The organism is Dyadobacter sp., assembly GCF_017744695.1.
Classification (GTDB): domain Bacteria; phylum Bacteroidota; class Bacteroidia; order Cytophagales; family Spirosomataceae; genus Dyadobacter.
Map to the genome: position 1 here is coordinate 1 of NZ_JAGIAS010000014.1, position 26,195 is coordinate 26,195.

The 26,195-nt window shown below is 48.9% G+C and carries 23 protein-coding genes; 9 read left to right on the forward strand and 14 right to left on the reverse strand.

The genetic code is table 11. The annotated features are described in order from the left end of the window. Positions 1–614 (forward strand): hypothetical protein (locus tag J7619_RS31940; protein ID WP_291208915.1); only part of this gene is annotated, 614 nt, incomplete at its 5' end. Then, positions 611–1,057, forward strand: a complete 447-nt coding sequence (locus J7619_RS31945) for a M15 family metallopeptidase (RefSeq protein WP_291208918.1) — start codon at positions 611–613, stop codon at positions 1,055–1,057. The genes J7619_RS31940 and J7619_RS31945, both read left to right, overlap by 4 nt. A 104-nt stretch (positions 1,058–1,161) precedes the next feature. Here J7619_RS31945 and J7619_RS31950 read toward each other — a convergent pair whose 3' ends face one another. From J7619_RS31950 to J7619_RS31960, 3 genes are all read right to left on the reverse strand, one after another. After that, positions 1,162–2,778: a hypothetical protein gene (locus J7619_RS31950; RefSeq protein WP_291208921.1), complete on the reverse strand. Its 1,617-nt coding sequence runs from the start codon at positions 2,776–2,778 to the stop codon at positions 1,162–1,164. Between the two features lie 65 nt (positions 2,779–2,843). Then, positions 2,844–3,170, reverse strand: coding sequence for a hypothetical protein (locus J7619_RS31955; RefSeq protein WP_291208924.1), 327 nt, complete (start codon positions 3,168–3,170; stop codon positions 2,844–2,846). A 447-nt stretch (positions 3,171–3,617) separates the two neighbouring features. Continuing rightward, positions 3,618–5,066 (reverse strand): phage integrase SAM-like domain-containing protein, encoded by a 1,449-nt coding sequence (locus J7619_RS31960; RefSeq protein WP_291208927.1) that lies wholly within the window; start codon positions 5,064–5,066, stop codon positions 3,618–3,620. Between the two features lie 566 nt (positions 5,067–5,632). On the opposite strand from J7619_RS31960, the gene J7619_RS31965 reads away from it, so the two are divergent. Beyond that, entirely contained in the window at positions 5,633–8,821 is a 3,189-nt protein-coding gene (locus tag J7619_RS31965) for a M4 family metallopeptidase (protein ID WP_291208930.1), read from the forward strand. A gap of 31 nt (positions 8,822–8,852) precedes the next feature. Next, the gene (locus J7619_RS31970; RefSeq protein WP_291208933.1) at positions 8,853–9,335 is read left to right on the forward strand and encodes a T9SS type A sorting domain-containing protein; all 483 of its coding nucleotides are present in this window, start codon (positions 8,853–8,855) and stop codon (positions 9,333–9,335) included. A 45-nt stretch (positions 9,336–9,380) separates the two neighbouring features. Here the strand turns inward: J7619_RS31970 and J7619_RS31975 are convergent, their stop codons facing one another. Next, the gene (locus J7619_RS31975) at positions 9,381–9,677 is read right to left on the reverse strand and encodes a YciI family protein (RefSeq protein WP_291208935.1); all 297 of its coding nucleotides are present in this window, start codon (positions 9,675–9,677) and stop codon (positions 9,381–9,383) included. Positions 9,678–9,815: 138 nt separating this feature from the next. On the opposite strand from J7619_RS31975, the gene J7619_RS31980 reads away from it, so the two are divergent. Next, complete coding sequence (locus J7619_RS31980; RefSeq protein ID WP_291208939.1) at positions 9,816–10,211, forward strand: hypothetical protein; 396 nt, start codon at positions 9,816–9,818, stop codon at positions 10,209–10,211. Here the strand turns inward: J7619_RS31980 and J7619_RS31985 are convergent. The 3 genes from J7619_RS31985 to J7619_RS31995 form a co-directional block, all read right to left on the reverse strand. Beyond that, positions 10,208–10,435, reverse strand: a complete 228-nt coding sequence (locus tag J7619_RS31985; RefSeq protein ID WP_291208942.1) for a hypothetical protein — start codon at positions 10,433–10,435, stop codon at positions 10,208–10,210. The genes J7619_RS31980 and J7619_RS31985 overlap by 4 nt on opposite strands. An 80-nt stretch (positions 10,436–10,515) precedes the next feature. Next, positions 10,516–11,337 carry an outer membrane beta-barrel protein gene (locus tag J7619_RS31990; protein WP_291208945.1) on the reverse strand — a complete coding sequence of 274 codons (822 nt, stop codon included), beginning with the start codon at positions 11,335–11,337 and terminating at the stop codon, positions 10,516–10,518. Between the two features lie 75 nt (positions 11,338–11,412). Continuing rightward, on the reverse strand, positions 11,413–12,582 hold the full coding sequence (locus J7619_RS31995; RefSeq protein ID WP_291208948.1) for a prolyl oligopeptidase family serine peptidase: 1,170 nt from the start codon (positions 12,580–12,582) through the stop codon (positions 11,413–11,415). A 190-nt stretch (positions 12,583–12,772) separates the two neighbouring features. Here J7619_RS31995 and J7619_RS32000 point away from each other — a divergent pair, with 190 nt between their 5' ends. The 3 genes from J7619_RS32000 to J7619_RS32010 are packed head-to-tail and all read left to right on the forward strand — an operon-like array spanning position 12,773 to position 15,297. Next, positions 12,773–13,147: a hypothetical protein gene (locus tag J7619_RS32000; RefSeq protein ID WP_291208951.1), complete on the forward strand. Its 375-nt coding sequence runs from the start codon at positions 12,773–12,775 to the stop codon at positions 13,145–13,147. 48 nt (positions 13,148–13,195) lie between these two features. Next, positions 13,196–13,729, forward strand: a complete 534-nt coding sequence (locus J7619_RS32005) for an RNA polymerase sigma factor (protein WP_291208954.1) — start codon at positions 13,196–13,198, stop codon at positions 13,727–13,729. Continuing rightward, positions 13,729–15,297 (forward strand): hypothetical protein, encoded by a 1,569-nt coding sequence (locus tag J7619_RS32010; RefSeq protein ID WP_291208957.1) that lies wholly within the window; start codon positions 13,729–13,731, stop codon positions 15,295–15,297. The genes J7619_RS32005 and J7619_RS32010 overlap by 1 nt, the downstream gene beginning before the upstream one ends. A gap of 64 nt (positions 15,298–15,361) precedes the next feature. On the opposite strand, the gene J7619_RS32015 is transcribed toward J7619_RS32010, so the two are convergent. The 7 genes from J7619_RS32015 to J7619_RS32045 form a co-directional block, all read right to left on the reverse strand. Then, the gene (locus tag J7619_RS32015; protein WP_291208960.1) at positions 15,362–17,572 is read right to left on the reverse strand and encodes a TonB-dependent receptor domain-containing protein; all 2,211 of its coding nucleotides are present in this window, start codon (positions 17,570–17,572) and stop codon (positions 15,362–15,364) included. Positions 17,573–17,617: 45 nt separating this feature from the next. Then, the gene (locus tag J7619_RS32020; RefSeq protein ID WP_291208963.1) at positions 17,618–18,760 is read right to left on the reverse strand and encodes a DUF3179 domain-containing (seleno)protein; all 1,143 of its coding nucleotides are present in this window, start codon (positions 18,758–18,760) and stop codon (positions 17,618–17,620) included. A gap of 177 nt (positions 18,761–18,937) precedes the next feature. Continuing rightward, positions 18,938–20,164 (reverse strand): MFS transporter, encoded by a 1,227-nt coding sequence (locus J7619_RS32025; RefSeq protein ID WP_291208965.1) that lies wholly within the window; start codon positions 20,162–20,164, stop codon positions 18,938–18,940. 6 nt (positions 20,165–20,170) lie between these two features. Continuing rightward, positions 20,171–22,942: a TonB-dependent receptor gene (locus J7619_RS32030; protein WP_291208967.1), complete on the reverse strand. Its 2,772-nt coding sequence runs from the start codon at positions 22,940–22,942 to the stop codon at positions 20,171–20,173. 35 nt (positions 22,943–22,977) lie between these two features. Next, entirely contained in the window at positions 22,978–23,553 is a 576-nt protein-coding gene (locus J7619_RS32035) for a carboxymuconolactone decarboxylase family protein (RefSeq protein WP_291208969.1), read from the reverse strand. Between the two features lie 216 nt (positions 23,554–23,769). Next, entirely contained in the window at positions 23,770–24,336 is a 567-nt protein-coding gene (locus tag J7619_RS32040; RefSeq protein ID WP_291208971.1) for a carboxymuconolactone decarboxylase family protein, read from the reverse strand. Positions 24,337–24,480: 144 nt separating this feature from the next. Beyond that, the gene (locus J7619_RS32045) at positions 24,481–25,038 is read right to left on the reverse strand and encodes a hypothetical protein (RefSeq protein WP_291208973.1); all 558 of its coding nucleotides are present in this window, start codon (positions 25,036–25,038) and stop codon (positions 24,481–24,483) included. Between the two features lie 886 nt (positions 25,039–25,924). Here J7619_RS32045 and J7619_RS32050 point away from each other — a divergent pair. Beyond that, positions 25,925–26,195 (forward strand): hypothetical protein (locus J7619_RS32050; RefSeq protein ID WP_291208976.1); only part of this gene is annotated, 271 nt, incomplete at its 3' end.

Here is a 26,195-nt window from a genome sequence, read left to right on the forward strand (position 1 = left end):
AACAGGGCTCCGGGCCCGTAAATAGCATTTACATGAAATTTTATGAAAAGTTGGAGGTGGTTAACAGTGTGCTTGTTACGGCGTGGCTGACCATCAAAGGTATCTTCACAAATCCTATTCTTTTACTGCTGTCATCATCGACAGTAGGGGTGATCCAGGTATTTACCTACCGAAAGGATTTGACCGTCAAATTAGTTGCTGCCGTTGGGATTTGCTTCATTTTAATGACATTCCTCGGGCTGGTCAAACACTATGCGGCTGGCGAGTGGAAGGCTGAAATATTCCTAAAAAAGACAGTCGAACAGTTTATAGTTATGGTGGCCGTGATTCTGCTCGGCTATGTGGCTTCACTTGTTGTAGGGGTTGTTTTCAGCGTCGTTACGCAGGCTGAACCGGAAGCAGCTCCGATACCCAGCGTATCCCTGTACTTCATTTTCGCAGGTTATGCGGTGATGGTAGCCTACTACTTTGTGAAGTGCTGCGACCTGATCGAGCAGATTATTCCGAACCTGGTTCCGAAATGGTTCAGCGCGCCCTTCCGGAAGTTCCGGGAGACTGGCAACATGAAAGACATGCTGAGTTTTCAGGATGAGGAAAAGGAGGTGGCGCCATGAAAACACAGGCTCAACTAATTGCCAAGTTCGGCAATCCAGAGATTAACCGGCTGCCGTTTGAAAACAAATGGATGAAGGTTTGGATCGTACCGGCAGACATTCGCAAGGCTATTCCCGCAATGCCGCAAAAAATCTATCTGAACAAGCTTATTGAGGCGCCGTTGGACAAAACCCTGCGAAGGTTGATTGCGCTCGGCCTGCACGAAGAAATCAAGACGTGGGACGGATGTTTCAATATTCGGAAGAAACGCGGGAGCGGCGGGATATCGGCGCATGCGTTCGGCATTGCGGTAGATTTGAATGCGGCCACAAACCCGTTCCGTGGGTCAGTTACCTGGTCCGCACAATTCTTAAAGGTGTGGCGGGATATCGGGTGGATATGCGGGGCCGATTGGTCGGCAGCCTCCCGTGACGGAATGCACTTTCAATGGGAAGGATTTTAACATTCGATTTAGTTTAGGGGTAATGCATAAAAAAGGGGCTTTATGAGCCCCTGATTTATTGAAGAATAATGTACACACTATTATGTTTCGAGCCAATTTATTGCTCACCGTTTTGTGGCAATTTCAATTTCACTTTCAAGCTTTCGGTCAATTAATTTTTTAAATTTTTGAAGAGCAAGGTAATCGACCTTTTTTGTTTCTTCTATGATTGTCTCAGCATATTCTGCAAATTCTGGATAATTTCCATTTAATTCAGTCAGGAATCTATTGTGACTAAGTTTTAATTCAGTGGAATTTACTATCTCAATGAAAATCCTGTTAATTTTTTCAACATTAAGATTGAATCCGTGAAATAGTACCATCGTTTCAATAATTTTAGCTGTCATGCCGGTAATTCTAACGATTGAATGAGGATGATCATTTTCCATAAAATAGATATCTCCAATTCCGTTTCCGAAAGTATCCATAAGCATGAAATGGGTAGCAAGAGCGATTCCTACCATTGCCTCCAAATTTGCAATTGTTCTATGCCTTGCTTCTGAATGACTCCAATGTGCTATAATATGCTTACAAATAAACGATGAACTAAACTGGTCTGCATCCCACTCTTCAATGTGGTCTTTGACAATCTGTGGCCTAGGTAGATTTGTTTTTTCTCCACCAGCCATCTCGCGAAAACCGGAATTTTGAATAATATGTGCTAGCTCATGATAATATAGGAACAAAAAGCCAAATCTCAACATCAAGTATGTGCCGGACTGCTTAAAGATTAAATCGCCAAAGTAAGGTTTTAAGATTGGATTTTCGGACAGTATTTTGTTATAATGTTGAGGCCTATTTCCGATTGCGTTGAATATTGAATTACTCATTGATATTAGCTTAATCGAGCCCCTAGGGTCTGAAAATGCCCTATATTTAGTCGTGTCCTCAAAAAAGAAATGACACGTTCCAATATTAAACCCATCCCAATTTTTATTGAGATCCATGTATGCCCATTCAAACTGAGAATTATAGATCATTGTGAATGCATCATGGCCGTAGTCTAGAAAGTTAAAAGGTTTAACTGGAACTCCGTCTATCCTAAGGCCTTCGCTGTTTATAAATGACCGAACAATTTGGTACGAATTGCTGAAATTCTCAATATCATCTTTGAAATCTGTCATCTTTCGCTTATCGGAGGTGCCTATTGGTTGAAATTGTTGCGGCTTTGGATTTTCAAGAATTGTTGCGCTTTGTACAGAGCTTATGTAACTCCGTTTGGCATCAAAATAATAATAAAACATGGCCTTTACAGGTTGCGACATTTCTCGATTACCGTTCATCCAGGCCGCAATATTGGCTCGGTCGATACCGGTATCGGCGACCAATTCTTTTACTTTTATTGACAATTCTGTCATGTTGTGCCTTATGAATTCCGGGGTCACTTTCTCAGCTGGACTTTCTCGATACACACTTGGGTTTACTATTATTCTATGGTCGGGCAAAAACCTACTAAATAAATCTTTTGTGCGATCAACTAACGTGCTCTCATCAGCGTAATTCTCATGAGGGCTTTTACTCTGTACTGTCTGCACTTTGATTGTTGTATCATCCACGGAAAGCACTTTAAAGCTGATACGAGCAAATTTTCTATACTGCAATGCCCCATGACTCAGAAGTTTCAGGGTTTCCTCTGATAACAACCCGTTCAAAAGATGAACATTTTTAACAATCGTTTCCATTCTTATTCAAGTTAGCGTTTTATAGGTAATATGATCAAAAGTAGGCCGGTTTCCCGGCCCCTCTTTCAGAGGTAGATCAGATCCTTACTGTCGAGGTGAAAGATCGCAATCTGTTGATTCTCTCTACCGATTCGCATCGCCTCGTCTCGGTCATGGATGATGTAGACCGCATCCCAGTAAAACAACCCTTCGTCGTCCCAACCTCCCATCATTCCAGTAGTGAGCATTGCCTGCGCAATTACCATTTGCAGGCCTTCGTCACCAAAAGAATTTTGAGTTTCAAACATAGCGATTACGTAGCCCGAGTGTACGAATTCGCAGGTAGGGATTGTAATGGTAAAGCCTTCTGGATTTGCGGCTGCGATACCTTTGATTTTTTCAATCATTTCCATGTTATTGATGCCATTTACCGTCCGGCTGACGTTTGAAGATTACCTTACAAAGGTATTAAAAGTGTTGTTATTTACAACAATTTTCGAAAGATTCTATGAAATAATTTTGTGGCTTGCAAGTGGATAGAAAATTCATAAATTTGATACTTTCAAAATCAAATTTATGATACTCAAGCACTCATTAACAATGGAAAAGAATTATGCGCCTCATGGCCCACACGTTGCGCAAATCCGGAGATTCAATCCGGACGGGACAGATTATTGGGAAAACGTTGCCGGTATTAATGAGGAGACTAAGGAGCTTATCATGGCCGGTCCAGACGACAAAATGACACTTGATGAGGCGGCCGATTTGTGCCGCAGGTTAAACCCTACGGGATTTTCTGCAATCTATCGAACGTACAGGTGGGAGCCGCCGAAACAACGAGCGTAACGCGAAGCCAGGATCTACGAATCCTGGCTTTCTTGTTTTTCGTCGATTGCCCTTCTTACTGATTCACGGACTTTGGCGGGAACTATACCTGCGACGTACTGCGCCGCATTCTCATCATCAAAGCTGGAAAGATATTTTTGAGTTGTGAGAGGACTCCCGTGAATAAATGCGTCTTGAATGAATTTCATCGGCGCACCGGCATTCATCAGTGCGGTTGCAAAGGAGTGTCGAGCTTCGTATACGCGGACTTTAAACCCAAAGTTCAGGTCTTTTGCAATGGCACGCATGTGCCAGTTGATCTTCCAGGTCACTTGGTTTACTATCTTCTTTTCCTCTTCCGCGCCCGTATTTATCGGCAAAAAATCAAATAGGTGCTCTTCTGGCCTTCGGTTTTCATTGCGCCATTTGTCAATTATCTGAATTGCCTCAGGAAGCAAATAAATCGTCGCCTTGGACATATTGTCTCGTTTAGTGTCGAATGTTTTATCCCGAAAGAATTCCATGATTCCGGTGGATGGCACATAGTCGCTATTCCTAAGTTTACAAAGGTCCATAATATTGATACCGTTGCACATATAGACCAACAGCCACAAGTCACGATATTTTTCCCTCGGCGATCCTGGATCACATTTGTACTCAAAAATCTCAGATATATGGTCTTTATTCAGGGCTTTCTTTTTGTTAATAACACTGGCAATCTTGTACCCCTTTTTCTTCTCCTTGGTATGAAATGGGTAGTCCTCCCCTTTCACGATCTTGTCGCCCTTCGCCTCATTCCATATTACCCGCATGTACCGGGTGTAAATGGAAACAGTGGTAATCGACGCTGGCTTTTCCTTTCCATTCTTCGACTGAGGGGCCTTCCCGTAGGTGAGCATCCACTTTTCGTATCGCTTTAAAAAGTTAGCGGTGATAGCCATTATCGGGAGCGATACGCTATCCACCGATTTAGCCAGTTTTTCGTAAAAGGCAAACCTTCGCAGGCTGGACGCCGTTGACTCGTGTAGGCTCGCATTGCTGATATCGCCTTGTGCTTTGAGTTCAGCGGCCCGTTTCGTGAGCGCCACTATCATATCAGAATCCGTCGGCGTTACATCCTCCGGCGTGTAGTCTCCCGCAATCACCCTGGCAAAAATTTCGAAAGTAAAATAGGATTCGATTTTGGCGATGACGTTACGGGCTCTGTAAAGTAAACCTTCTCTGACAAGTCCTGTGAGTTCATCAACGTAGGACTCGCCATAAACTTGGTTCCACAGATTTCTAAGGCGCTCGTCCTTGACTCTGCCCGATAGCCCGGCTTTATTGGCCTTCAAGAAGGTTACGTCCGACTGGTCAACCACAAGGCCGGTAGCATACATTTTTTGTTTGCCATTCGAATAAACCGACCACTTTACCTGAAATCGGCCTGTTGGCATGTTCCGTTTGTCAAAGTATACTGAAATAGAAGTAGAAGGTGCTTTCATTGTTACTATCAGTGAAACTAACAATGTAAATCTAATAATTCAGCTGTAATTGTTGATATTTGAGAGTATACTTTAATTTTAAAAACCCTCTTAACTTGCTGATTTAAAGCATTTCGTATTTTTGAGTATATTTGATAAAAAATAACAAAGTGTGACTCATAATCAGTAGGTGCCTGGTTCGATCCCAGGTGGGCCCACGTTGAAAATCAAGGACTTGACAGTAAAATGTTGAGTCCTTTTTTATTTTGCTTGGGGGTGAAGTTTATAAGAGCATACTCGATATTAGGCCCGATATCTACAAAGTTCTAGTCTTATTACGCCTAAGGAGAGGGGATCATCTGCTTAAAAGAACAACAGCCCGGTGATTAACCAGGCAGCATCGATTGAGCGATTCATGGATCAGACTAATGGCAGATTGTCAGGCATACTGATGGACACAGCCGAAAAATGGGGTAGTAAATAGTACCGCCACACCAGTCTTTTACTACCGTTTCGAATGCCAGAATGCGATTTTTTTGAACCTATTTGCTCATGGTATTTGGTTCAAAAAAATACATTCAAAGCCCATGAACAGACTGGCCCTGCATCTGCTTTTGACGGGAATCTGGATTTCCCTCCCCTTGTTGTCTGTCTCCCAACCAATGTACAACGCCCAGAATGTCGACCGGACAGCCATGAGCTTCTTCGACGGGCAGCAAACATTCAGGGCGTTGGAGTATTCCACTGACCCTCAGGGGAACAACAAAGTTTACCGCTTGCAGACATTGCCCGAAAACGGGTTTCCCGCGATTATTCTGCGAGGAATCAGTGCGGGGGATTCTGTTTATTTCGAAGATAAGGACCCTTTCGATAATCAATTTACAGACAATCCTACACCCTATCTAAGCGCCGAAGCAGTCCAGCTGCATTATGGCATACAAACTGTAATGAAGGTAACCGATGAGCGGTTTGGTTGGAAGGGATTAGACGGCATAGGCGCAAGTCCCGTGAAAATTCTGATGCAAAATACGGATGAGCTGGAAGACGTTCCATCAAACGCCTATTACCTCAGAGATACGAATGATGAAAACTTCTTCTTTGGCCGTAGTTTAAAAAGTATTGACCCATTTGTGAGCATCATCGATGTAATCGCGCATGAATTCTGCCATGGTATTTTCCAACACAGGGCTAACATTCCCTTATATACCGAATTCTGTCGGGAAGAGGAATCTATCAACGAAGGTATCGCGTGGATTTTTAGCAACTATATCAAAAACAAAATCAAACAATCGACCCCTCAAAACTACAACTGGTTAATTGGCGACCAGATTGATGACGATCCTCTCCACTTCAACAATCCTAAAAGTCACGAGATAGCTGATACATACAATGGACAGTATTACATCAATGAATGCAGTGAAAGTTATGAAGTGGACGCTGGCGGAGGCGTTGTTTTGAAATGGTACTATCTGCTAAGTGTCGGCTTTCAGGGCTCTGCCTACAACGACTTGGGCTACGGTTACAGCAACCTGACAGGTATCGGCGTTGAGAAAGCCATACAAATAGTGTGGGATGCGATGCCCGGCATCACGATCAATACAGATTATCCTGCTTTGCGGTTTCTGACCCTTAAAGCGGCGGAAAAACTCTATGGAATCAATTCAACAGAATACCTAGCCGTCCAGAACGCCTGGTGCGCCGTCGGCGTATGCGATAACAATCAAAAAGGGTTTACCATGTCCCCTGCCAATGGCGCTGGCAACGTGGAACCCTGGCCTACTGTTCAGGTCAGCCTGACATGGGAAGATGAGCCGGTCCTCGAATGGGAGGTGCAGACGTCAACCGACAACAACTTCTCGAAAAACCTGCAAACTTATAAGGTCAGCAACTTCACAACCGTAGTCAATCCCAAAGGAGGTATTGCCTATACCGGCACGGTAAACGGTTATTACCATCCGGGCGAAAAGGTATACGCCCATGCACGTATCACCCAGGCAGGACCCAATTTCTGCCGGACAGCCACTAATCCACTTTGTGCACTCTACCAGCAATTTGGGCCTGCCCATGCCTTTATTCTCGACAACAAAAAGGCCTCCTTTTTTAGCTGGGTGCAGGGTACCAACAAGGTCAACCCCTGGAAAGACCCGACCCTGACCTGGAAGTCGGTCAATAGCGCTCAGAAATACAACTTCCAGGTTTTTGAAGACAAGGCACTAACTACGCTCATCTCTTCTGGAACAGTGAATCACACCGGCAATTTTCAGGAATCCGGCGTGATCACCACGCCTCTGGACAATGACAAGAAATACTATACGCGTGTCCGCGCCTTGCGCACCAACATCCAGCAGATCATTGACAATTTCGGCGCATGGTCGGCCATCGATAGCATCCTCACAGCTGCTCCGCCCACACAAGTGTTCCAGGCCAAAAATCAAAAGGCAAATGACCCGGCCACCGAGGTGTCTTCCATGGGATTCTGGGTGGGCTGGGACGCGGTACCGGGGGCAGACAACTTTGTCATCCAGATCGCCACTGATGCTGCATTCTCCAATATCATCCGCATACATACCGCCGCAGGCAACCTGACCACCGACCTGGTAAGCCTGCCGCTGCTATCCAATCTAACAAGCCTGTTCGTAAGGGTATTACCTAAAAAAGGGACCGCTTACAGCACTTGTCTGAATGTCTGGCGTGTGATTACTAACCAAAACGCTGGCCTTCCTGCCATGAAGGCCCCCGCTGACGGGTCGCCCATCGAATACAAGGACTATCTGGGTGAAGGCTTTGAATGGAAGGCGAATACACTAAACATGGCGCTCGTTGACCACTTCGAACTGCATTTGACAGAGAAAACCTCGGGACTTACCACGGTCTATGCCTCTCAGGGAAAGGTCTTTGACCTGTACATCCAGGACCAGCTCATGTTCGACGACAAACAGGGCATCGAAGCAAAGGTACTGGCCGTCGGGCCGCTGGGCGCAAAGTCAGGCTTATCAGCCGCCTTCTCCTACCCCATCTGTCCCGATCAGCCCCTACCCAAATTCCCGGGGGATTTTGACAAAATAGATCCTTCCAAAGCATTTACTATCACCTGGCACCCAAGCCTGTGGCTCAAACCAGGCGACACCTACCTGGTTACCATCATGGACAACGGCTCTCCGGTGCAGGGTTTTAACAATGCCCCTACTTCTGCTACCTCCATCAATGTGCCGGCTAATACCCTCTCACCCAACAAGACCTTTTCCTTCAATGTCAAAAATCAGGGTTCCTGCCCGGGACTTAAAATATACGACGTTGTTTTCTCTACCCTGTCAGGCGGAAACAACAACCCACCCGCGACACCGGTGAAGAACTTTGCCATTGAACTTCATGGCTTCCGCAATGACCCTGACCCCAATTTCATCCCACCAGCATACGGGACCTCGGATTTTGAAATAGGACTGAAACTGCTGGATCCCAATGGCGTCAAAGTGAATACAGTAGATGGGAATGGGAATCCCGTATCCAAACTACTTGTCGATTCAGAAAATGCCATCGTCGGTATAGCCGTCAACCAGATGCCGGTTGGCAAGTACATTCTCAGGCTGGAAATGCTCAACATCTTTCCGCCCAATACCTATTTTCCATTCGACCAGCCACGGTTTTCCGTATTGCTGGACGGGAAAGTCGTACTGGCAAACCACATAATTACCATCGATCCGTTTAATCCCGCTTCCCCTTTCAATGAATGGAAAACCGGGTTTCAGTTTGCAGATATTGTAATTGAAGTTAAATAATAATTCAAACTACATTTAACCTTTCACATCTATGAAAAAGATACTTCTCATTTTGTTGTGCGTGGCCTGTTCCTGGGTAACAGCAGCGGCTCAGGATCTAGGTGATCAGCGACAGGGTTTTACTTTCACCAGAAGCAACAACATCCTGATAGCCCAAAGCCCTGATGGTCGCGTGCAATCCGTCGACTTGAACAGCCCTGCTTTTAAAGGCAAAGCAATAGCATTTACCTATTCAGCCAAAAAGAAACCTGCTTACCAGGAGCCAGAGAAGATGGGCCATCAGGTCCGCGTCTTCCCAAATCCCGCTTCCGAGCGCATCAAACTTGAATTGGATGGAGAATGGAACTTCCCGGTTAAAGCACAGTTATTCGACAAAAATGGCAATTTGATCAAGGCATCAAATCTGGAAACGAACAGAGCAATGATAGATGTCTCTCAATGTAGGCCGGGAATGTATATTATCCGGTTGCAGGCGAGCAATACTTCTGCAATGCATAATCTCCTGATCCAATAAAAAGTAGACAAAACGGCAATTTGCAGGTTCAATCTGTGGTCACATTCAAACCTTACGAATCGCGCCGATACGCATGGGTGCCAGCTCATAGGTGCAGATTCCCTCCGCAATGACGGGATCCTTCTGCGCAACCTCCTGGGCTTCCTCTTCCGAAGAAACCTCTATGACGGCCATTCCAAAGGCGCCCTTCGGATCGAGAACCGGGCCAAACAACAGGGAAGTGCCCGCATCGGTGAGCATAGTCCAATAGTCGATGTGCTGCAACATAACTGCCCGCTCGGTTTCGGACATATCAAGATGGTAGGTCGGGCGCGGAGGTACGAGTCGGAAGAAAAAATGCATAGGAAAATAGATGAGGTTGTCCGGGAACTTGCTTTACTCCCTAAAACTACTCAAAAACCTCCGTTCACTAACTGTTTCTTGCCATTCCGCCCTGGGTGCCGCAATTTCGTGAGTCATTACACTATCCAAGAAATGGAAATGCTCACACTTTACACGATCGCTTCGCTGGCATTTGCAACGGTTACGCTTGTCGGCGGCGGCAAATGGAAGCTGGCACGCGAAAATAAAAAATTGAAACGCGTGCTGAAAAACGGAAAAGAATATGAAGCGCTGATCCTGGATGCCCAGCCAGTCAGGCCTTCCATATTTAACACAGAGAACATCCGATTAAAAGTGCAGATATTAATGGACAAACCGCTCGTCGTGGAGTTTGATTACGACGCAACCTATCCGGAATGGCGCGAACTGATGACGGGAAAGGTAATCAAAGTAGATATTGACCCCGCAGATCCGCATAATGTCCTGATCATCCGCAAATCTTCGCGGCCTTCGAAATTATCGTCTGCTACCAACAGCACGTTACTCGCCTTTTAAAGAATCACCATAATATCCGGGTTAGGCCGGTCTTTTTTATCGAGATATTCCCAGGATACGATGTCTTCTTCCGGATAAATATTGCCGGTATCCTCGGGGCCTTCATCTCCGATGGCCTCAATAAATGCCTTTGAGGCCTTTTTGTAAGTTCCTTCGCGAGGTACGCCGTTTAAGTCGGTAAACAAAACCAGCGACTGGTCTTGAGGAAGCTTTCTGTCTTTCATCACGCTGTTTTTTAATGGCAAAAGAAGGCATTTCCACCTTCTTTTACATTTTTTCCCGCAAATTTTATGCCTGCAACCAATCAGTGACCGAAAGCCAGCCCAAGTGTCAATTCCAACCTGGCCAGACTTTCGTATTCACCTTTTCCCAGTTGCACCGTTTCTTTCCGGCCGCCGGTATTCACATTTACCTTGGTAACCGTCCCGCTCATCACCGAAAAATTCAGGTATAATTTCGAGGCATCGCTCATTCTCATACCGTAGCCCGCTTCCAGGCCCACACCCACCGTTCCCCCAGTAATACCTACCAGCACGCCATTACTAATCATCTGATCCTTGTACGACTGGTAGCCCATGTTCGCGCCTATATACACTTCGCTTCCCGATCGCAGGGTCAACCTGTTCAGCCCGGATACCGCGAAATAATTGAGTAGGATCCTGTCCCGAAAATTGATTGCTTTGTGTTGATAATGACTGTAACTATACTTTGCTCCCAGCCCGAACGGCTCCGAAATGAAGTAGTGAATATCCCCACCCAGTGTGTATCCCGATTTCATTTTCTTCAGGTAGCTCATCGTACCGGGAGGCACCTGATCGCTGATCCGCGCTACGCGACGGGAATAGCCGCCCTGAAAACGGTATTGCCAGCGACGGAATTTCGGCATTGAAATGCCTTCTACCGGCTCATTATAAAAGCCCGTGCGTTTATCTGCGATGTTTCCGACGGCGATCAGTGTCTTAGCAGGCACCCCGAATTTTTTGTAAGTATAATACACAAAATCGTTCTGCTCCCGCGTGATTTTGCATCGGATCGAATCGCCGGATGTGGTAACAATAAGGTCCTGCGCATGCGCGGCCATAGTCCCGATCAGCCAGAGCAGGAATGTAAAAAGGAAGTTCTTCATCGGGAAGGGCTACATTTTTGAGATGATGATAGTCGGTTGGTTAGAGCCTAATCTAATTCAAACCGTTGCACTTCCTCAAAACTTCCGGGCAAACCGGATAAAATTTCCCCAATCGTAGACCGTCATATTATGCTCGCCTTCGCGATTGTGATAGCCGAAGTGCGACCCGATGACCGGCTTATCGATCCCCGGCGGGTCTTTGGGTAACCCTGATTGAATCTTGTACAATGCATACACCGGCTCAGCAGCCTTCAACGCCAGAAATGTCCCCTTCGGATCGGCCCACAGATCTTTGGATGCATTCGTCGCGTATACGGGCCGAGGTGCGATGAGTGCAATCAGCATATGCTGGTCCACCGGCAAGGCATTCTCTTTATCATTGTACTTCTTGTAATTGTTGCTGAACCAATGTGGAAAAGTGGTATTAATGCGGCTGATCCGCTCGCCAAATTGCCTTCGCGCCAGAGCCGCTCCCGTGTTGCCCGAGCAGTTGGTTACACAGGCTGCAAAGCGCTGATCCTGCGCAGCTGCCCACAATGATGTTTTGCCCCCCCGCGAATGCCCTACGACAATAACCTTCTTGGCGTCAATGTCCTTATCTGTTTCAAAATAATCCATTACGCGGCTCGCGCCCCAGGCCCAGGCCCCGATCGCCTTCATACCGTTATCCTTTTTCAATTGTTCGGGATAGAGCTTTTGCAGGACGCCCGTCGTGTAGGTATCCTTATTATCCGGCGCAAGGTCGCTCACGTGAAATGCGGCAATAGCGAAACCGCTGTCTATCACCATTTCCGCCGGCCAGAACTCACTCTTCTTCGCTCTCGTCGGATCAGTATTCTCTTTACCACGGTTATTGATCAACAAGAATACCGGCACCGGCTTTTTCGCTTGCACAGGAACAAAAAGCACGAGATTGATCTGTACCGAGCTCCCTTTTCTGAAAACCGTTATACCTACTTGTTTTAAAACCGCCTTACCATCCATTTCGGGCCCGTCGTCTTCCGTCAGGGCATAGCGGATGCTGTCGTAGTCTGTGGGCATTTGGCCGTAAACATGGTCTTCAAACAGTTTCAGCACTTCCGGCCTCCTCAGCTTCTCCCACTTCTCTTCGCTACGGATTGTTTTCCCCGAGGTGGTTTTGAGCACATCCGGTAAGATGTAGTGCGGGACTTTCGCTTCGTCGTAATTCTGAGAAAAAACCGGACTGCCTGTCAGCAGGATAAAGAAAAGGGCTATTTGCTTCATGTGAATTAGTTGGGTATCCATTTCAAAATAAAACGCGCAAATCGCTGGTATTTACTGGTAAAGTGCACGTTAATCGAATTCCCCGATTTTTTTTCAAAAGCTACCCAACCTTCCACCCTTCTCCCGCAGTTTATTTTATTGACAGGTGGCCACCTGATTAGTATCTATTCAATTTTAAACACGGATGGTCATGAGAACAGAAAAATGGCTGGTATTATGCATTGCATTGCTGCTGATCCAGCTGGTCGCCTGCGAACGGGGAAAAATGGAGGAAAATGCACCGGTGCCGGTTTCGGCGAGAATGGGGGCGGATAGTACAGAACCGGACAGTATTCCCTGGGATACTATCAGGACAGACAGTATTTGGAAAGACACGATTAAAAATGACAGCATTCCGAAGGACACGATCGTCAGGGACAGCACAATAGCCGACAGCTCTTTCTCAGACACGCTTGGGCGCCGGCGCCAATCTGCATTCCGGGATCATTGGAGCGACTCAAAACTGTCCATTGAAAGTAATTGTGGAAATTTAAGGAATGTTGTGTTTAACGTCTCATTGAAATAAACCAGCCTGACCGGCCTGCATAATGCCGGTCAGGCATTTCAATACGATTTGGATCCATTAAACCAGATATTGGCAGGTTGCAGGCGGAGGGAACGCCAGAGTCAGGAAAAATTGTACCGGCAATTTTACCCTGTCCTGTTCGCGCTTTGCAAGAACTTTTTTGAAGACAAACACGATATCGTCACGGCCATCAACAATGGTATGTTGAAAGTGTTCGCGAATATCGACCGGTACGACTCGACAAAGGGCGAGTTTTTCAATTGGGTGTACACCATCGTTCGCAACGCCGCGCTCACCCTGCTCCGCGACCGGAAAACGCAGATGTTCGATTACATGGAGATCGAGGATAAAATGGGGTTTGTTTCGCAAGAAGACCCTTTTGAACAGTTTTCGGGTACTGATATCCATGTGTACCTCATGCAACTGCCGGTGGCTACGCGCCGCATTTGCAGCTTGTTTTATATGGATGGTTTTTCGGTGAAGGAAATAGCCGGTTCACTGGCGATCAGCGAAGGGACCGTCAAATGGCATTTGAGTGAAAGCAGGAACAGGTTGAAAATCATTTTTGAAAACCCTCTCTGATGGAAAGGAAAGACAACCATATCGACAAGTTTCTCCGCGACCCGCTGCCGGATCCCGAAGTTCGGGCGGACGACGCGTGGGCGGGCATGAGCGATATGCTGGATGCTGCGGCAGACAGTGAAGTGAATGGGGCAAAATGGCAGGCACAGTTCTGGAAGTCCGTTGGAAAGCTCAAAGGGCTGCTCATCGCAATCTCCCTGGTAGTAACTATTTCAGCGGTGATTGCATTAGTTGTTTTCGACAACAAAACCACGGATCGGCCAACCGCGCCGGCAAGCATCGCTTCCGAACACAAAAATGCAGCAGGCAGTGCAAGCACGACAAATCCCGTATCCGAAAAAGCTAAAACCACCATCAATCGCGCCCATTTCGCCGGCAATGCAGCAGAGACCGGCTCCCCAGCGGCCAGTGCCACGGAGGCCGGTTCCACGGAGGCCGGCTCCCCGGCGGCCGATTCCATCGCGGCCGATTCCATGGCGGCCGATTCCACGGCGGGTCAGATAAAAACCAGGGCAAATGACGGAAAACCTGTAAAAAACAATAGTACAAGAAAAGAACTATCGGGGCACGTCGCGGCGCGGGGCATTACACCGCAACCCGAAAACTCCGGTAATGCGGAACAACCGCGCGCCAATGCACATACCCGTGCGCGTAGTGCGCAGGCATCGGTGATGCACGAGCGCGACGTCCATGAGCGCAGGTACACACAAGAGATACAACCAGACAATACATTACCGAATCAGACAAATTTCACACCTGTTAGCCATGAAAAAGAGGCCTCGGCGCCTCATGCCAAAAGCCTCCTCAATAGCCTCGAACCGCTCACCGGGCATTTCAATGGTCCCCAAATTGATTTGAGTAAGCTTGTCAACAAGCCCGCGCAGCACGCAGCACAGATGTCACGCAAAAAACGGGGTCCAATTTTCGCCCATGTGCATTTCGGTCCGGAATGGAATATCAACCGGTCTGTTGTTTCAACCAATTATATGTTCACAGGTGCCGACAGCAACAAGCATCCCCTACGACTGGCAATCCCGGGCATGTTTGTTTCCAAAAGCTGGAACAGGCACACAGCGACATTCATTTTCAATCCAATGCATTCCTATTTCGGAGACAAACAGCGTGTTGCGCAACGTGTGGATACGATACCGTCTGCGGATTCAACGCTCCGGCGAGTCAATCGTAATACCAACTTTATCAAGGCATTCGGACTGAATTTCGCTCTCCAATACCAATACCAGGTAACCCGGGGACTGTCAGTGGCTGGTGGGCTCTCCTACGCCCGGTACTCGTCGGCATTACTACGAAAGGAAACCGAATACTCAGATGGCACCATCATGGACGGATCATATTTGACGGCAAGAGGTCAGGAAACATTAAAATCCTACATTAACCCGGAGCAGTGGAACATTCGGGTAGGGATATTATTCTATTCCAAAACGGTATTCCATAATCGCCTGCAAGTCGGCATAAATACCATTATTCCGCTGTCAAATCTGTCACTGGAAGGCTTCAAAAACGTCAGGACCCCTAACGCGCAGATGTCTATCAGATTTTTGGTTAGATAATGAATAACCGGCCAAACCCTCTAAATAGCTGGCGTGAACGTTCGCGCCAGCATTATCTGCATCATTAAATCTTGATCCCGAACGAAATGCCCAGGCTCCGGCCATCCGAGCTCCATACACCCGCACCGGGGTACATAGTCGGACGTTTGGTGAAATACTGCTTGTCGGTAATGTTGTTTATGCCAAAGCGTAATTTGTAGTGCTCGCCGAGGTAGAGCGTAGCATTCAGGTCGAGCAGCCCGTACCCGGGCACTTTACCGATCGTACCATTCGCCGACGGCTCCACTGTGTTCAGCGGATTGGCGAAATTGGAGCTTACGTAACTGTATTGGGCCGTTACCGACAGCTTTTTGTATTGGAATTGAACGCCATTCCGTGAAATCCAGGTCGGGACACCCTCCACGCGGTTACCGGCTACGCTTTTATTTTCGCCATTCGATACCGCCGTTCCCCGAACATATTTAGCATCGAAATAGGAGATAGAAGTGAAAAACGACAATTCTGTCTGCGCCTCCGCACCATTGTATTGTTTGAAAGCGGTGTATTCGAGGTATGCTTCCACGCCCCGGGTCCTACTGTCGCCGGTGGTGGTCCGGTACAGGTATGCATTGCCGTTGGCATCTTTCATCGAAACGGTACCCATACGGTTGTTGATCAACACCTGAAACAGCCCGATATCGTATTTCAGAATGTCTTTGATATTTCCTCCGATACCTGCTTCCAGGTTATAGCCGGTCGCATCTTTCAGGTTTTTATCCACCTGCTCCAAAACGGAACCGGGAATAATGTCCTTGAAAACGACCGGGCGGTAAGCCTGCGAGAAGCCCGCATATGCCCGGCTGTTGTCGCCGATCTTATACTGCGAACTGATCCCGAAAAGCGGAAAACTATGCCTGATGGTATTCGGCAGGTTTTGCGGATCGTAGTAGGTAATCTTCCCGGTCATATCGGTGCCCCCCTTCTCCACACGCACGCCTGGTGAAAAACTGAGCCGCGGGGTAATAAAAATGAGGTTTTCCACAAACACGGCAATATTATCCGTCGCCAGGTACATATCCCGCCCGAACTGGGGATCGGTTACTGTCAGGTCAAAATCGCTGCCGGTTGTGCCCTTGCCTAGCTGGCGGCGGCGGAGCTTGTTGTGCATGTACTGAACCCCACCCGAAACCACATTGCGAAAACCCAGGAAATCGTACTGGTGCGCCAGGCGCAGCTCCGAAGTAAAGCTTTTGAAATTATCGATATCCACCTGACGCGCCCGGTAAGCATTGGTCACGCGGCTGATCGTATCGGGCACGTTCGCAAATGCATCGAACATGACGCTGTTGCGCGCGCCATATACGCCCGAGGTTGTCAGTTTCAATTGCGTTCGTGGCTCAATTTTCCAGTCCATCACGATCGACGGCACATAAATATCCGGATTGAAATAATTACGCGAGCGGGTCGACTGGCGCGGATCTTTCAGGAACATCGCGTCAGTCAACGGCCCGGGGATCTGGTACACATACTCTGAGCGCCCCAGCTCCGCTTTAATGCGGAATGCTTTGCTGAATTCGTACATCAGGCTCACATATTGCGACTGTGCGTCGGACTTCGCATTCTTACGGTATCCATTCCAATGACGCTTCTGGTAATAGGCCGAGTAAGTCAGCTTCCCCACCTTGCCGCCAATGGCATTGTAGGAGCTGAAAAGCCCGAATGAGCCGGCCGAATTAATGGTTTCGAAGGTAAATGCCTTGGTCGTATCCGGCGTCTTGGTAACATAGTTGATCATCCCTCCGAACTGCGCGCCATACTGCAATGAGGATGTTCCCCGTACCAGTTCCACCCGCTGAATGGATTCCATCGCAGGGCTGTAATGGCTCGCGGGATAGCCGTACATATCCGAATTGGTGATAATGCCGTTTTGGCGGATATTATATTCCCAGGAACGGTGCGGATCGAGGCCACGGGTCGAAATATTGACCTGATTGCCGCTGCCATCCATGTCGTAGACGAATACGCCCGGGATTTTGGCAAAAATCTGCCGCCCGGTCTTCTCGGCGATATTCCCGTTCACGCCGTCGAGCTGGATCACCTCGCTCTTTTTACCTGCGGTGATGTAGGTGTTATGGACGTCCGGAAGGCGTTCGGTGTGGATCGTATTCTTGCGCTCACCTACTGTTACTTCATTGAGGTCTAATACTTTGTCATACTCCTTCTTTTTGTCGGTTTGCGCCTGGGCAGTTTGAAGAAGGGTGCAAAGGATGATTGTAGGAATGTAAAGTTGTTTCATCAGCGTTTGTAATAGGCAGTGCCACGGCAGCGGCGCACCGCGAATTTAGTACCGTTCGGTGCCGGGATGGAAGGTGCGCCAGCTATGCCAGAATTCCTGGTATGCATTAATGCGTTTCAGGTCGTCACCCGTGCCGGTGAGGCGTTTGCCGAGGAGATTGTGGGTGCTGGTTTTGGTAAAAATGGTGTCGTTTCTTAATGTGAATGGATCATTGCTACCCTTGTCAAATGCAAAAAAGCTGTTGTTGTCGGCACTGAGTACCAATGCTACCGGCACCGCTCCTACCTCGCTATTGATGATGCGCTCCTTTTTCAGACGGTTCCAGTCGAATGCTTTGGCCGCTCCACCCGCCTGAATGCCTACTACCCACGATTTGTCCTTCCAGGATAATGTATCGGTTTTAGTCAATGTGGATTTGCCCCGACCGGATTCGTAGCGGCTCATGGAATCGTATTTGGCCTGATACACCGGGTCGGGCTGCATGACCTTGCTGTCCGGGTGAAGTTTGAGCCATTGGCTCAGCGAGGTTTGGGTACTGGCGAGTTCCGGGAGCATTTTGCCTTTCAATGGCCCGGCAATCGCTTCGCCGTTGGCTTGCCGCCACCAGCTGCCGGTTTCGCTGTCTTCAAACATCGCATTGAAATGGTCCATCCCTACCAGCCGGAACACCTCCGGTTTGCCATCCACCGTCGGCTCAAAAACCCGGCCTGTACGGCATACGGTGCAGTAGGTAACCATAATCGGCTTCCCGCCAAGCACATCGCGCACCTGATGGTGGTAGCCGATATACTGGATCGGATACGCCTTCGCTTCACCATTGGCCTCCACGCCGATCACCAGCCGGTCCATCGCCACTTTGTTGGTGCCCGCATCGTGCTGGATTACCTGTGATGGCTGGTAAAACATCGTATCCGCAGCCATTTCAAAGTTGGTTGCATAAATAACGCCTGCCGCGATCAGCACCAGAATGGCCGGTAGCCATTTCCTTTTACCGGAAAACACCGCAAACCCGCCAGCAACGATCATCGCCCAGAACAATATCCGCAACGGCCAGCGCCAGGTATGCAGGAAATAAGCCGCATCGATGCTGTTCATCCGCTGGCTGCCCGGCATGGGCATGATGAAGTAAACTTTCGCTATTTCATAAAGGACAATGCCAAGGATTCCCAGGTAAAAGAGCTTCTTCATATATATAACATTCCAAATAAAACTCCGTCAAATGTTTCGTAACAGGTTCGCAATGGTACAGCGCACCAAAAGATTTGTAGGTGCAGCGCACCGAAAGAATTGTAAAAGAAATGGGTTCGCCAGGCGGCGAACCCGTTTGCCTAATATATTAACCTATGATAATACGCATAAACCAGCTCATTTACTTCTGAATGTGACAAATAGCGCTACCAGAAAAGGCAGCGAGAATACCAGCAGCGCATTCCCGAAACCTCCGAGCACCGTCACCAGAGAGCCAATGAAAAACACCGCCGTCGCGGTAAAGAACCGGCCGACGTTAAAGCAAAAACCGGTAGCCGTGCCACGCACTGCAAACGGGAATAGCTCGGGAATGTAGCTCGACAGCGCCCCCTGACTGATACCGAAACAGAATGCAAGCATGGCCGTTTCGATGTAAATGATGTTGGAAAAGGTGCGGTTGGTGATAAACAGCACACCGCACATCACCACGCAGGTAGCGAATGTGGCCAGCAATGTGTTTTTCTTACCGAACCGGTTCATCAGTATTCCCGAAAACACACCGCCGGTGATGCCGCCTATTCCGAGCAGGATCATCAGCAGCCCCCGTTCTTTCTGGCCGTCCTGCCCGCTCGCGAGCAACGACTGCGCCCACGTAGGAAGCCAGGAGAATATCCCCCACAGCCCGATGAGCACCGCACCGAAAATCAAAGAGCCGCGAATCAGATTAGGTCGGTTTTGAGCATCAAAAATCGACTCCCTGACTTCCTGACTCCCTCTGACTTCCCTGACACCCTTCCACCGATCCGATTCCGGCAAAAGCAGGAAAACCAGCAATGCCGCGGCAACCGGAATGAAACCGATCCCAAACGCCGTGCGCCAGTTTGAAAACATGAGATTAAGACTACCCGTGGTAACGATACCGATAGGGAAGCAAACCGCCAGAACGCCCAGGATCACCGCGCGGCTGCGGTCATCCCATATTTCGGAAATGTAAACCGTGGTAATCAGCAGCACGCCGCCTACACCCATTCCGGCTGTAAAGCGAATTGCAAGTAATGAATACCAGTCCGGAACAATGGTAACCAGGCAGGTCGAGATACCGTACAGCGCGGTAACGAGCGTCAATGATTTCTTCCGGCCGATGCGGTCACTTACCACCCCGAACAGTAGCCCGCCGCACATCCAGCCATAGAGATAAACCGCATTCACATAGGCCCCTATTTCGCCCAGTTCCGCTTCGCTCACCGCCGTACCTTTCAGCTCCGGAATGGCCACCGGCAGGTACACCGACATCAGCGTCGATACTGTGCCGCTCAGCGCGTACGCCACGACGCAGAGGAAGAACGCGAGCCATTTCTGGCTGACGCTGATCGGTTCCACACGTTGTATTTCCAATGTTTCCATAGCCCGTTAGCGGAATAGTTCGTCGAAGTTCAGACTTACATAATACAACCCACCCACAGCCGGCGAGCCGTAGGCCTGCACAATGTATTTATTCGTAATATTGGAACCACCCAGTTTCACCACCGTTTTCAGGCTGGGAATGCGGTAGCTCACCTGTGCATCAAGCAAATTGTAGGCGTTCACGCGGCCCGGGCGCATTTCCGTGAATGTACCGTACCAATCGAACGCCTCCTGCCAGTGCCACGCCACATTGAAACCGACCCGGTCAGTCAGGCGGGCATTGCCGAACATGACGTTGGTTTTCCACTTCGGCGTATTAAATGCCGGGATATTGTTCGGATCGGCATCGCCCATATTGAAATCGATCCAGGTCGCATTGGCCGATACCTTGTAATTTTTAGGCAAAGAGTAAGTCAGACCGGCACTTACACCCTGAATGGAGACTTTGTCTTTGGCATTGGTATACAACTGATACAACTGCCTGCCCGCACCCAGTAGCTCCATGGCAGCCATCTGGTTCACCGAACCATCCGCAGAAAGGATGTCCGACGGCGCAGCCGCCACTACGGTGTTGATAATGAAGTCGGTGTATTGGCTGTAATAGTAGTTGACATCGAGCAGCAATTGCCTAGCGATCAACCCCTTGTAGCCCACCTCGTAACTCTTCACCTTTTCGGATTTGATATAAGGCACATTCGATTTCACAAGCTTGCTTTTATTGTTGGCTACTGCCTGCGGGAACGGGACACCCTTTGCCATGTCCGCACCAAATGCCGAGGCAAATTGCGAGAACGAAGCGATCGTCACCGAGTTCGAATAGGCATTCATTCCCTGCGAATTCACTGGCGCTCCGCCGAGAATGATGATGGGGCCCACATTCAGTTTGATGTACTGATCGCCGATGGTCGGGTTACGGAAGCCCGTCTGGTAAGAAGCACGGAAATGGTGGTTTTCGGTTGGCGAGAAAACGGCGGATGCGCGTGGCGTGAACCGGCCGTCGAAGTTCTCGTTTTTATCGTAGCGGCCCGAAACGGTCAGTTTCAGACGGTCTTTCCAAAAGGATTTGGAAGCTTGTGCAAACATGCCGTACTCCTCGTTGGTAAGGTTTTTGTCCTTGTCGTCGAAAAGCGTTCCGCCCGTATTGAGGAAATATTTCCGGTAGTTGCCCCCAACCTGCAAATTGATCACTTTCAGCAGCGAGCTGAAATCATACATCCCTTCTATGTGGTTCAGGCTACATTGGCTGAGAATGCCGGCACCAGCCAGGCCGCGTGTTTTGATCAGACGGTCTTTTGCCGAATCGAAAGCATCGGAACCCGGGGCAATGCGTCCCTCGTCCGCGAATGCGCGCGCGGCTGTGTGATTTTGCTGGGTTACACCGGTAATTCCGCCATTGTAGGCGGCCGCATACCTTGCAAACCACGTCGAATCCGCCTTATTCGGCGCTACGGTATTGCCTGTGAGGTCTTTCACCCATGTGCGGTTAATTTGCTGGCCTAATGCGCGGGTGTTGTAGGAATTGGTCGAATACTCGTGGTTCGTGTAGGCACGCACATAGAAGTTGCTCCCCCGGAGTTCGAGACGATGCTGCACGAATTTGAAATCATTGATTACAAACCTGTTGGACCCGGTGTATTGCGCAGTACCCTGGTTGAAATTACCCTGATAAATGGCTTCCAGCTTATCAGTAATGCGGTAGTGCAATGCGCCGGTCAGTTTCAGGCTATAAACACCGTAGGTAGCCAGGTCTTTTTCCTCATAACCTGTGCGCGACACACGCCCGATGTTCGGCAATGTCTGCGCCACCTCGTCGCCGTAAATGTTCAATGCGTTACGCCCGGGGTTGTTCGGGCCACGATTCTCAGGATTGGTGTTGGGGTCAATGTCGGTGTAATCGTTGGCGTACCAGTCGGTGCCTTTGAGGTAGGAAGCATTGACTTTGAATGCGAGTTTGTTGTTGAAGGCTTTCGCGTATCGGATCGCCAGGTCATAAAGCGGTTTTGCGCCAAGGCCGGTACCATCGCCGATGTGGTTGATGCCGAACTTGGTCTGCACGCTCAGTCCCTGATATTCAAATGGATTTTTGGTGCGTGTATTGAGCATTCCGTTGAATGCGATCGGGCCGTACAATGCAGAGGCCGCGCCGGGGATCAATTCCGCGCTTTCGACGTCAATATCGTGCGGGCCGAAAAGGTTACCCATTGCAAAACCGAGGCCGGAAGGCTGGTTATCCACGCCGTCCACCAGTTGCAAAAAGCGGCTGTTGCCCGTCGTGTTGAACCCGCGGGTATTGATTTGCTTGTATGTCAGACTGCTCGTTACCATATCGAGCGATTTCAGATTGACCAAACCATCGTAAAAATTGGCGGAAGGTGTCTGCTGAATGGCACGGGAATCCATTTTCTCGATGCTCACCGGCGACCGCAAAATGCTCTCTTCTACCCTTGACGCCGTTATTACCACCTGGTTCAGCTCTTCGATGGCCGGTACCAGGTTGACCCGCAGCCCCTCCGGAGAAGCCACTTCTTTTTCCTGCCTGGCATAGCCTATAAGCGAGATGATCAGGGTCGCGGGCGTATTGGTTTTTAGTTCAAAAAAGCCTTCCGCATTCGTAATGGTGCCGGTATTCTTGCCTTTGACAGACACGGACACACCCGAAAGCGGCTTTTGGGAATCGTTGTCAAAAATATGCCCCGATACTTTCGTTGTCTGCGCCTGCGCAATTTCTGCGAAGCACAGGTTCATGATGAGGTAGAGGATGGGTAAAAGTCTCTTCATAGGTTAGGTTTTAATAGAGGTTCGATTTAAATAGGTCAGGAAGGTTGGATTTGCTCTTTCAAATGGTCGTAGCCGTTCGGTAGCCGGTTGTAACCGTACTCTACTAAACGTTGGCCAAGGCCGGTATAGAATTTCGGATCGGCGGGTGCGACGGTCGCCATACCATCGACGTAGCGATTGTAAAGACAGAAAAGCCCGGCGATCAGCACCGTGTCGTGGATTTCCGTATCCGTGGCGCCGTGCGCTTTGGCATTCGCAACCGACTCGGGTGTTACCGCTTTGCCGCTCACCTGCACCTGTTTTGCGATTTTCAGCAATGCTTTCATTTTGTCGGACACCGGCGCAGCGTCGATGTCTTGCTTCATGATCTCGCAGGTTTCGGTTTCACCCAGCAGCAAATCGGCCGCAGCGGTGTGTGCAGCAGTGCAAAACCGGCATTCATTGTTATGCGACACAATGGTCGCGATCAACTCGCGTTCCGCAGGGGACAGTGAATTCTCACCCCGCAAAATGAATTGCGTCAGCTGACGTATAGGCTCAGCAGTTACCCGGCTGTATTCCAGCAAGCCGGTAATCCCGGGCAAATGCTCCGGCAGAGGGATGTGTGGCATGATACGTTGCTCCTTTTGCGTTAACGATATGGCTGTTTTTGCCAGGATGGTTAAGGGTGGTCAGGTGTTGTCAGGAGGTAGTCAGGAGTTGTCAGGTGTTGTTAAAGCAGTAGCTCTTGATGACTACTCTTGACAATAAATGACTACACTTGACTACACTTGACAATAAATGACTACACCTGGCTACACTTGACCACAAATGACTCCCCATGACCACTACACCTCGACAACGTCCGCTTTGACCGGAAAGCGCACGTAGCCCGTAAATGCCATGCGTTGTCCCATTTCGCGGTACGCCTCGTTCTCCTGAGGTGCCCAGGTACCGAGCCCATCCACATAGCGGTTGAACATGCAGAACGCCGCGGCGATCAGCACCGTGTCGTGGATTTCCTTGTCTCCGGCACCTTCTGCACGAGCTGCGGCAATGTCCTCGTCGGTCACCGCCTTGCCGCTTTTCTGCACTTTGCCGGCGATATGCAGCAATGCGCGCAGTTTAGGGGACACTTCAATTACCTGGAAGCCATTTTTGATGTCATCAATCAGGCTGATGTCGTACCCCAGGTGCGCCATTGCCGCCGAACCGTGGGAAGTATGGCAGAAATGGGTGTCGTTCAGCAGCGACACGTACGAAGCGATCAGTTCGCGTTCGCCGCTTGTGAGGGGCGATTCCCCGCGCAGGAGCGTTTCCGCCAGCAATTGCAGCGGGCCTGCCGTTTCGGGCCGGAAGTTGAAAAGGCCGACAATGCCGGGCAGTGATTCATCGGGTAGAGCAATATGCGCCATTTAGAAGGAAGTTTCTGGGTTAGTAAATCGGTTTTTCCTCCTGTATACGGACATCCATATGTGCAGCTATACACGTATCACACGGACACGCGCAACGTACACACCTAAACGTTCGGCAGTTTCAGGAAGAATAAAAAAGAAGAACTAAGCCAGATCTGGCGGCGGGGATGGTATGGAGTAATATTTTTCAGGCAGCATAGATCTGACGGAAAATTGTGGGGCCAGATACTTCGATGGCTCCCATTCCAGCACATAAAACACATGCTGACGACCGGCGGTCATATATTCTTTAAGGAAATTCTTTAAAAGGTTCGAATGCGCATCGCTTTGTGACCCCGCGGCATGGCCGGTCACCTGGTCGTTAATCTTCGAAGCGAGATCCGAAAAGCGGTCGCGGGCGCTCTGGTCGAACTCGCAATGCACAAACAATGTATCGTTGATCAGCTGCTGGCTTTTCATTTGGTAGAACTGCCCCTCATGCTCGATCTGCCCCTGAACAGGCTCCGGCGCATCCCAATTGGTTTGATAAGGCACTGCTACCGGCACTTTAATCACAATATCCGCAGAACCGGCGGCCTGCTCCACGAGGCCCTTCCCAGCCGAACTGATGGTACGCCGCTCTTCCGACAGGTAGACTATCGAATAGCCCACCATATTGTAAAGCAACAGCCCCAGCAGCAATATGGAAATGATCCTGCGCAATGTTGAAATATTGAAATTTTATGCGGTTTGTACAAATGTATGGAAACAAGTGAAAAAATCATCGGCTTGTCATTTAAAAGTTTCAGTAGTACCGGTTTCCGGCGTGCCGCCCCACCTTTCGACAGCACACCTATACCCTAGACCGTTAGCCAGCGGCCGTTTTTTCACCGCCTGATAATCCACCAGCTCCCCATGATCATTTCCCACATTTTCGTATTTAAAAATCAAAATATTCCCTTGATATTATCCCAAATATCGCACTCCAACACACCCGTTCGGGAAAATTAAACATAGGAAAAAGGGCAAAATCACTTGCCCGGAATGGTCATGCTCTGCCCGGTATCGACGCTCACCCACGAGCGCAGACGCCGTTGAAAGGAACGGAAGACAAAGATGCCGGTCTTTCGATCCTCATGTTGTGCATCGCAAAATCTTAACCAAGACACACATTTACAATGAAAAGAAAAATGATTTCCTGCGCCAGCGCATTGTTTTTTCTGGCTGTTTTCAATTGCAAACGCGATAAGCCTGATCCGGAATGTAGGGATGCATCTTGTTGCAATCCCTATTTGTACGATTATGTAGAGTACATCGCCGATGAGCCGGTAGCTTTGACGGGACTTCCCTACAGCTTTCGGTTTACTCGAAAATTCCCCACTAAAAGGCGAGAACACTACTGGAGTTATACTGCTCGCGTTTGCGAAAAGTCCATATACAAGCTCGCGGGTTTTCCGGTTACGTATGGAGGTAACAAGAAGCCTGATTCATTCCCGTATCGGGTGTCAGGAAAACTGTTGGATTGGAACAGGGAGAAGCTAGCTGATAGTCCAATTCTCTCATTTTACATTGACAAAATCGAAAAAATCAAATAAAACACACATTGAATATGAAAAGAAAAATGATTTCCTGTGCCAGTGCATTGTTCTTCCTGGCTGTTTTCAATTGCAAGCGCGATAAGCCTGATCCGGAATGTAGGGATGCTTCTTGCTGCAATCCTTATTTGTACGATTATGTAGAGTACATCGTCGATGAGCCGGTAGCTTTGACGGGACTTCCCTACAGCTTCCGGTTTACTCGAAAATTCCCCACTAAAAGGCGGGAGCACTACTGGAGTTATACTGCCCGCGTTTGCGAAAAGTCCATATACAAGCTCGCGG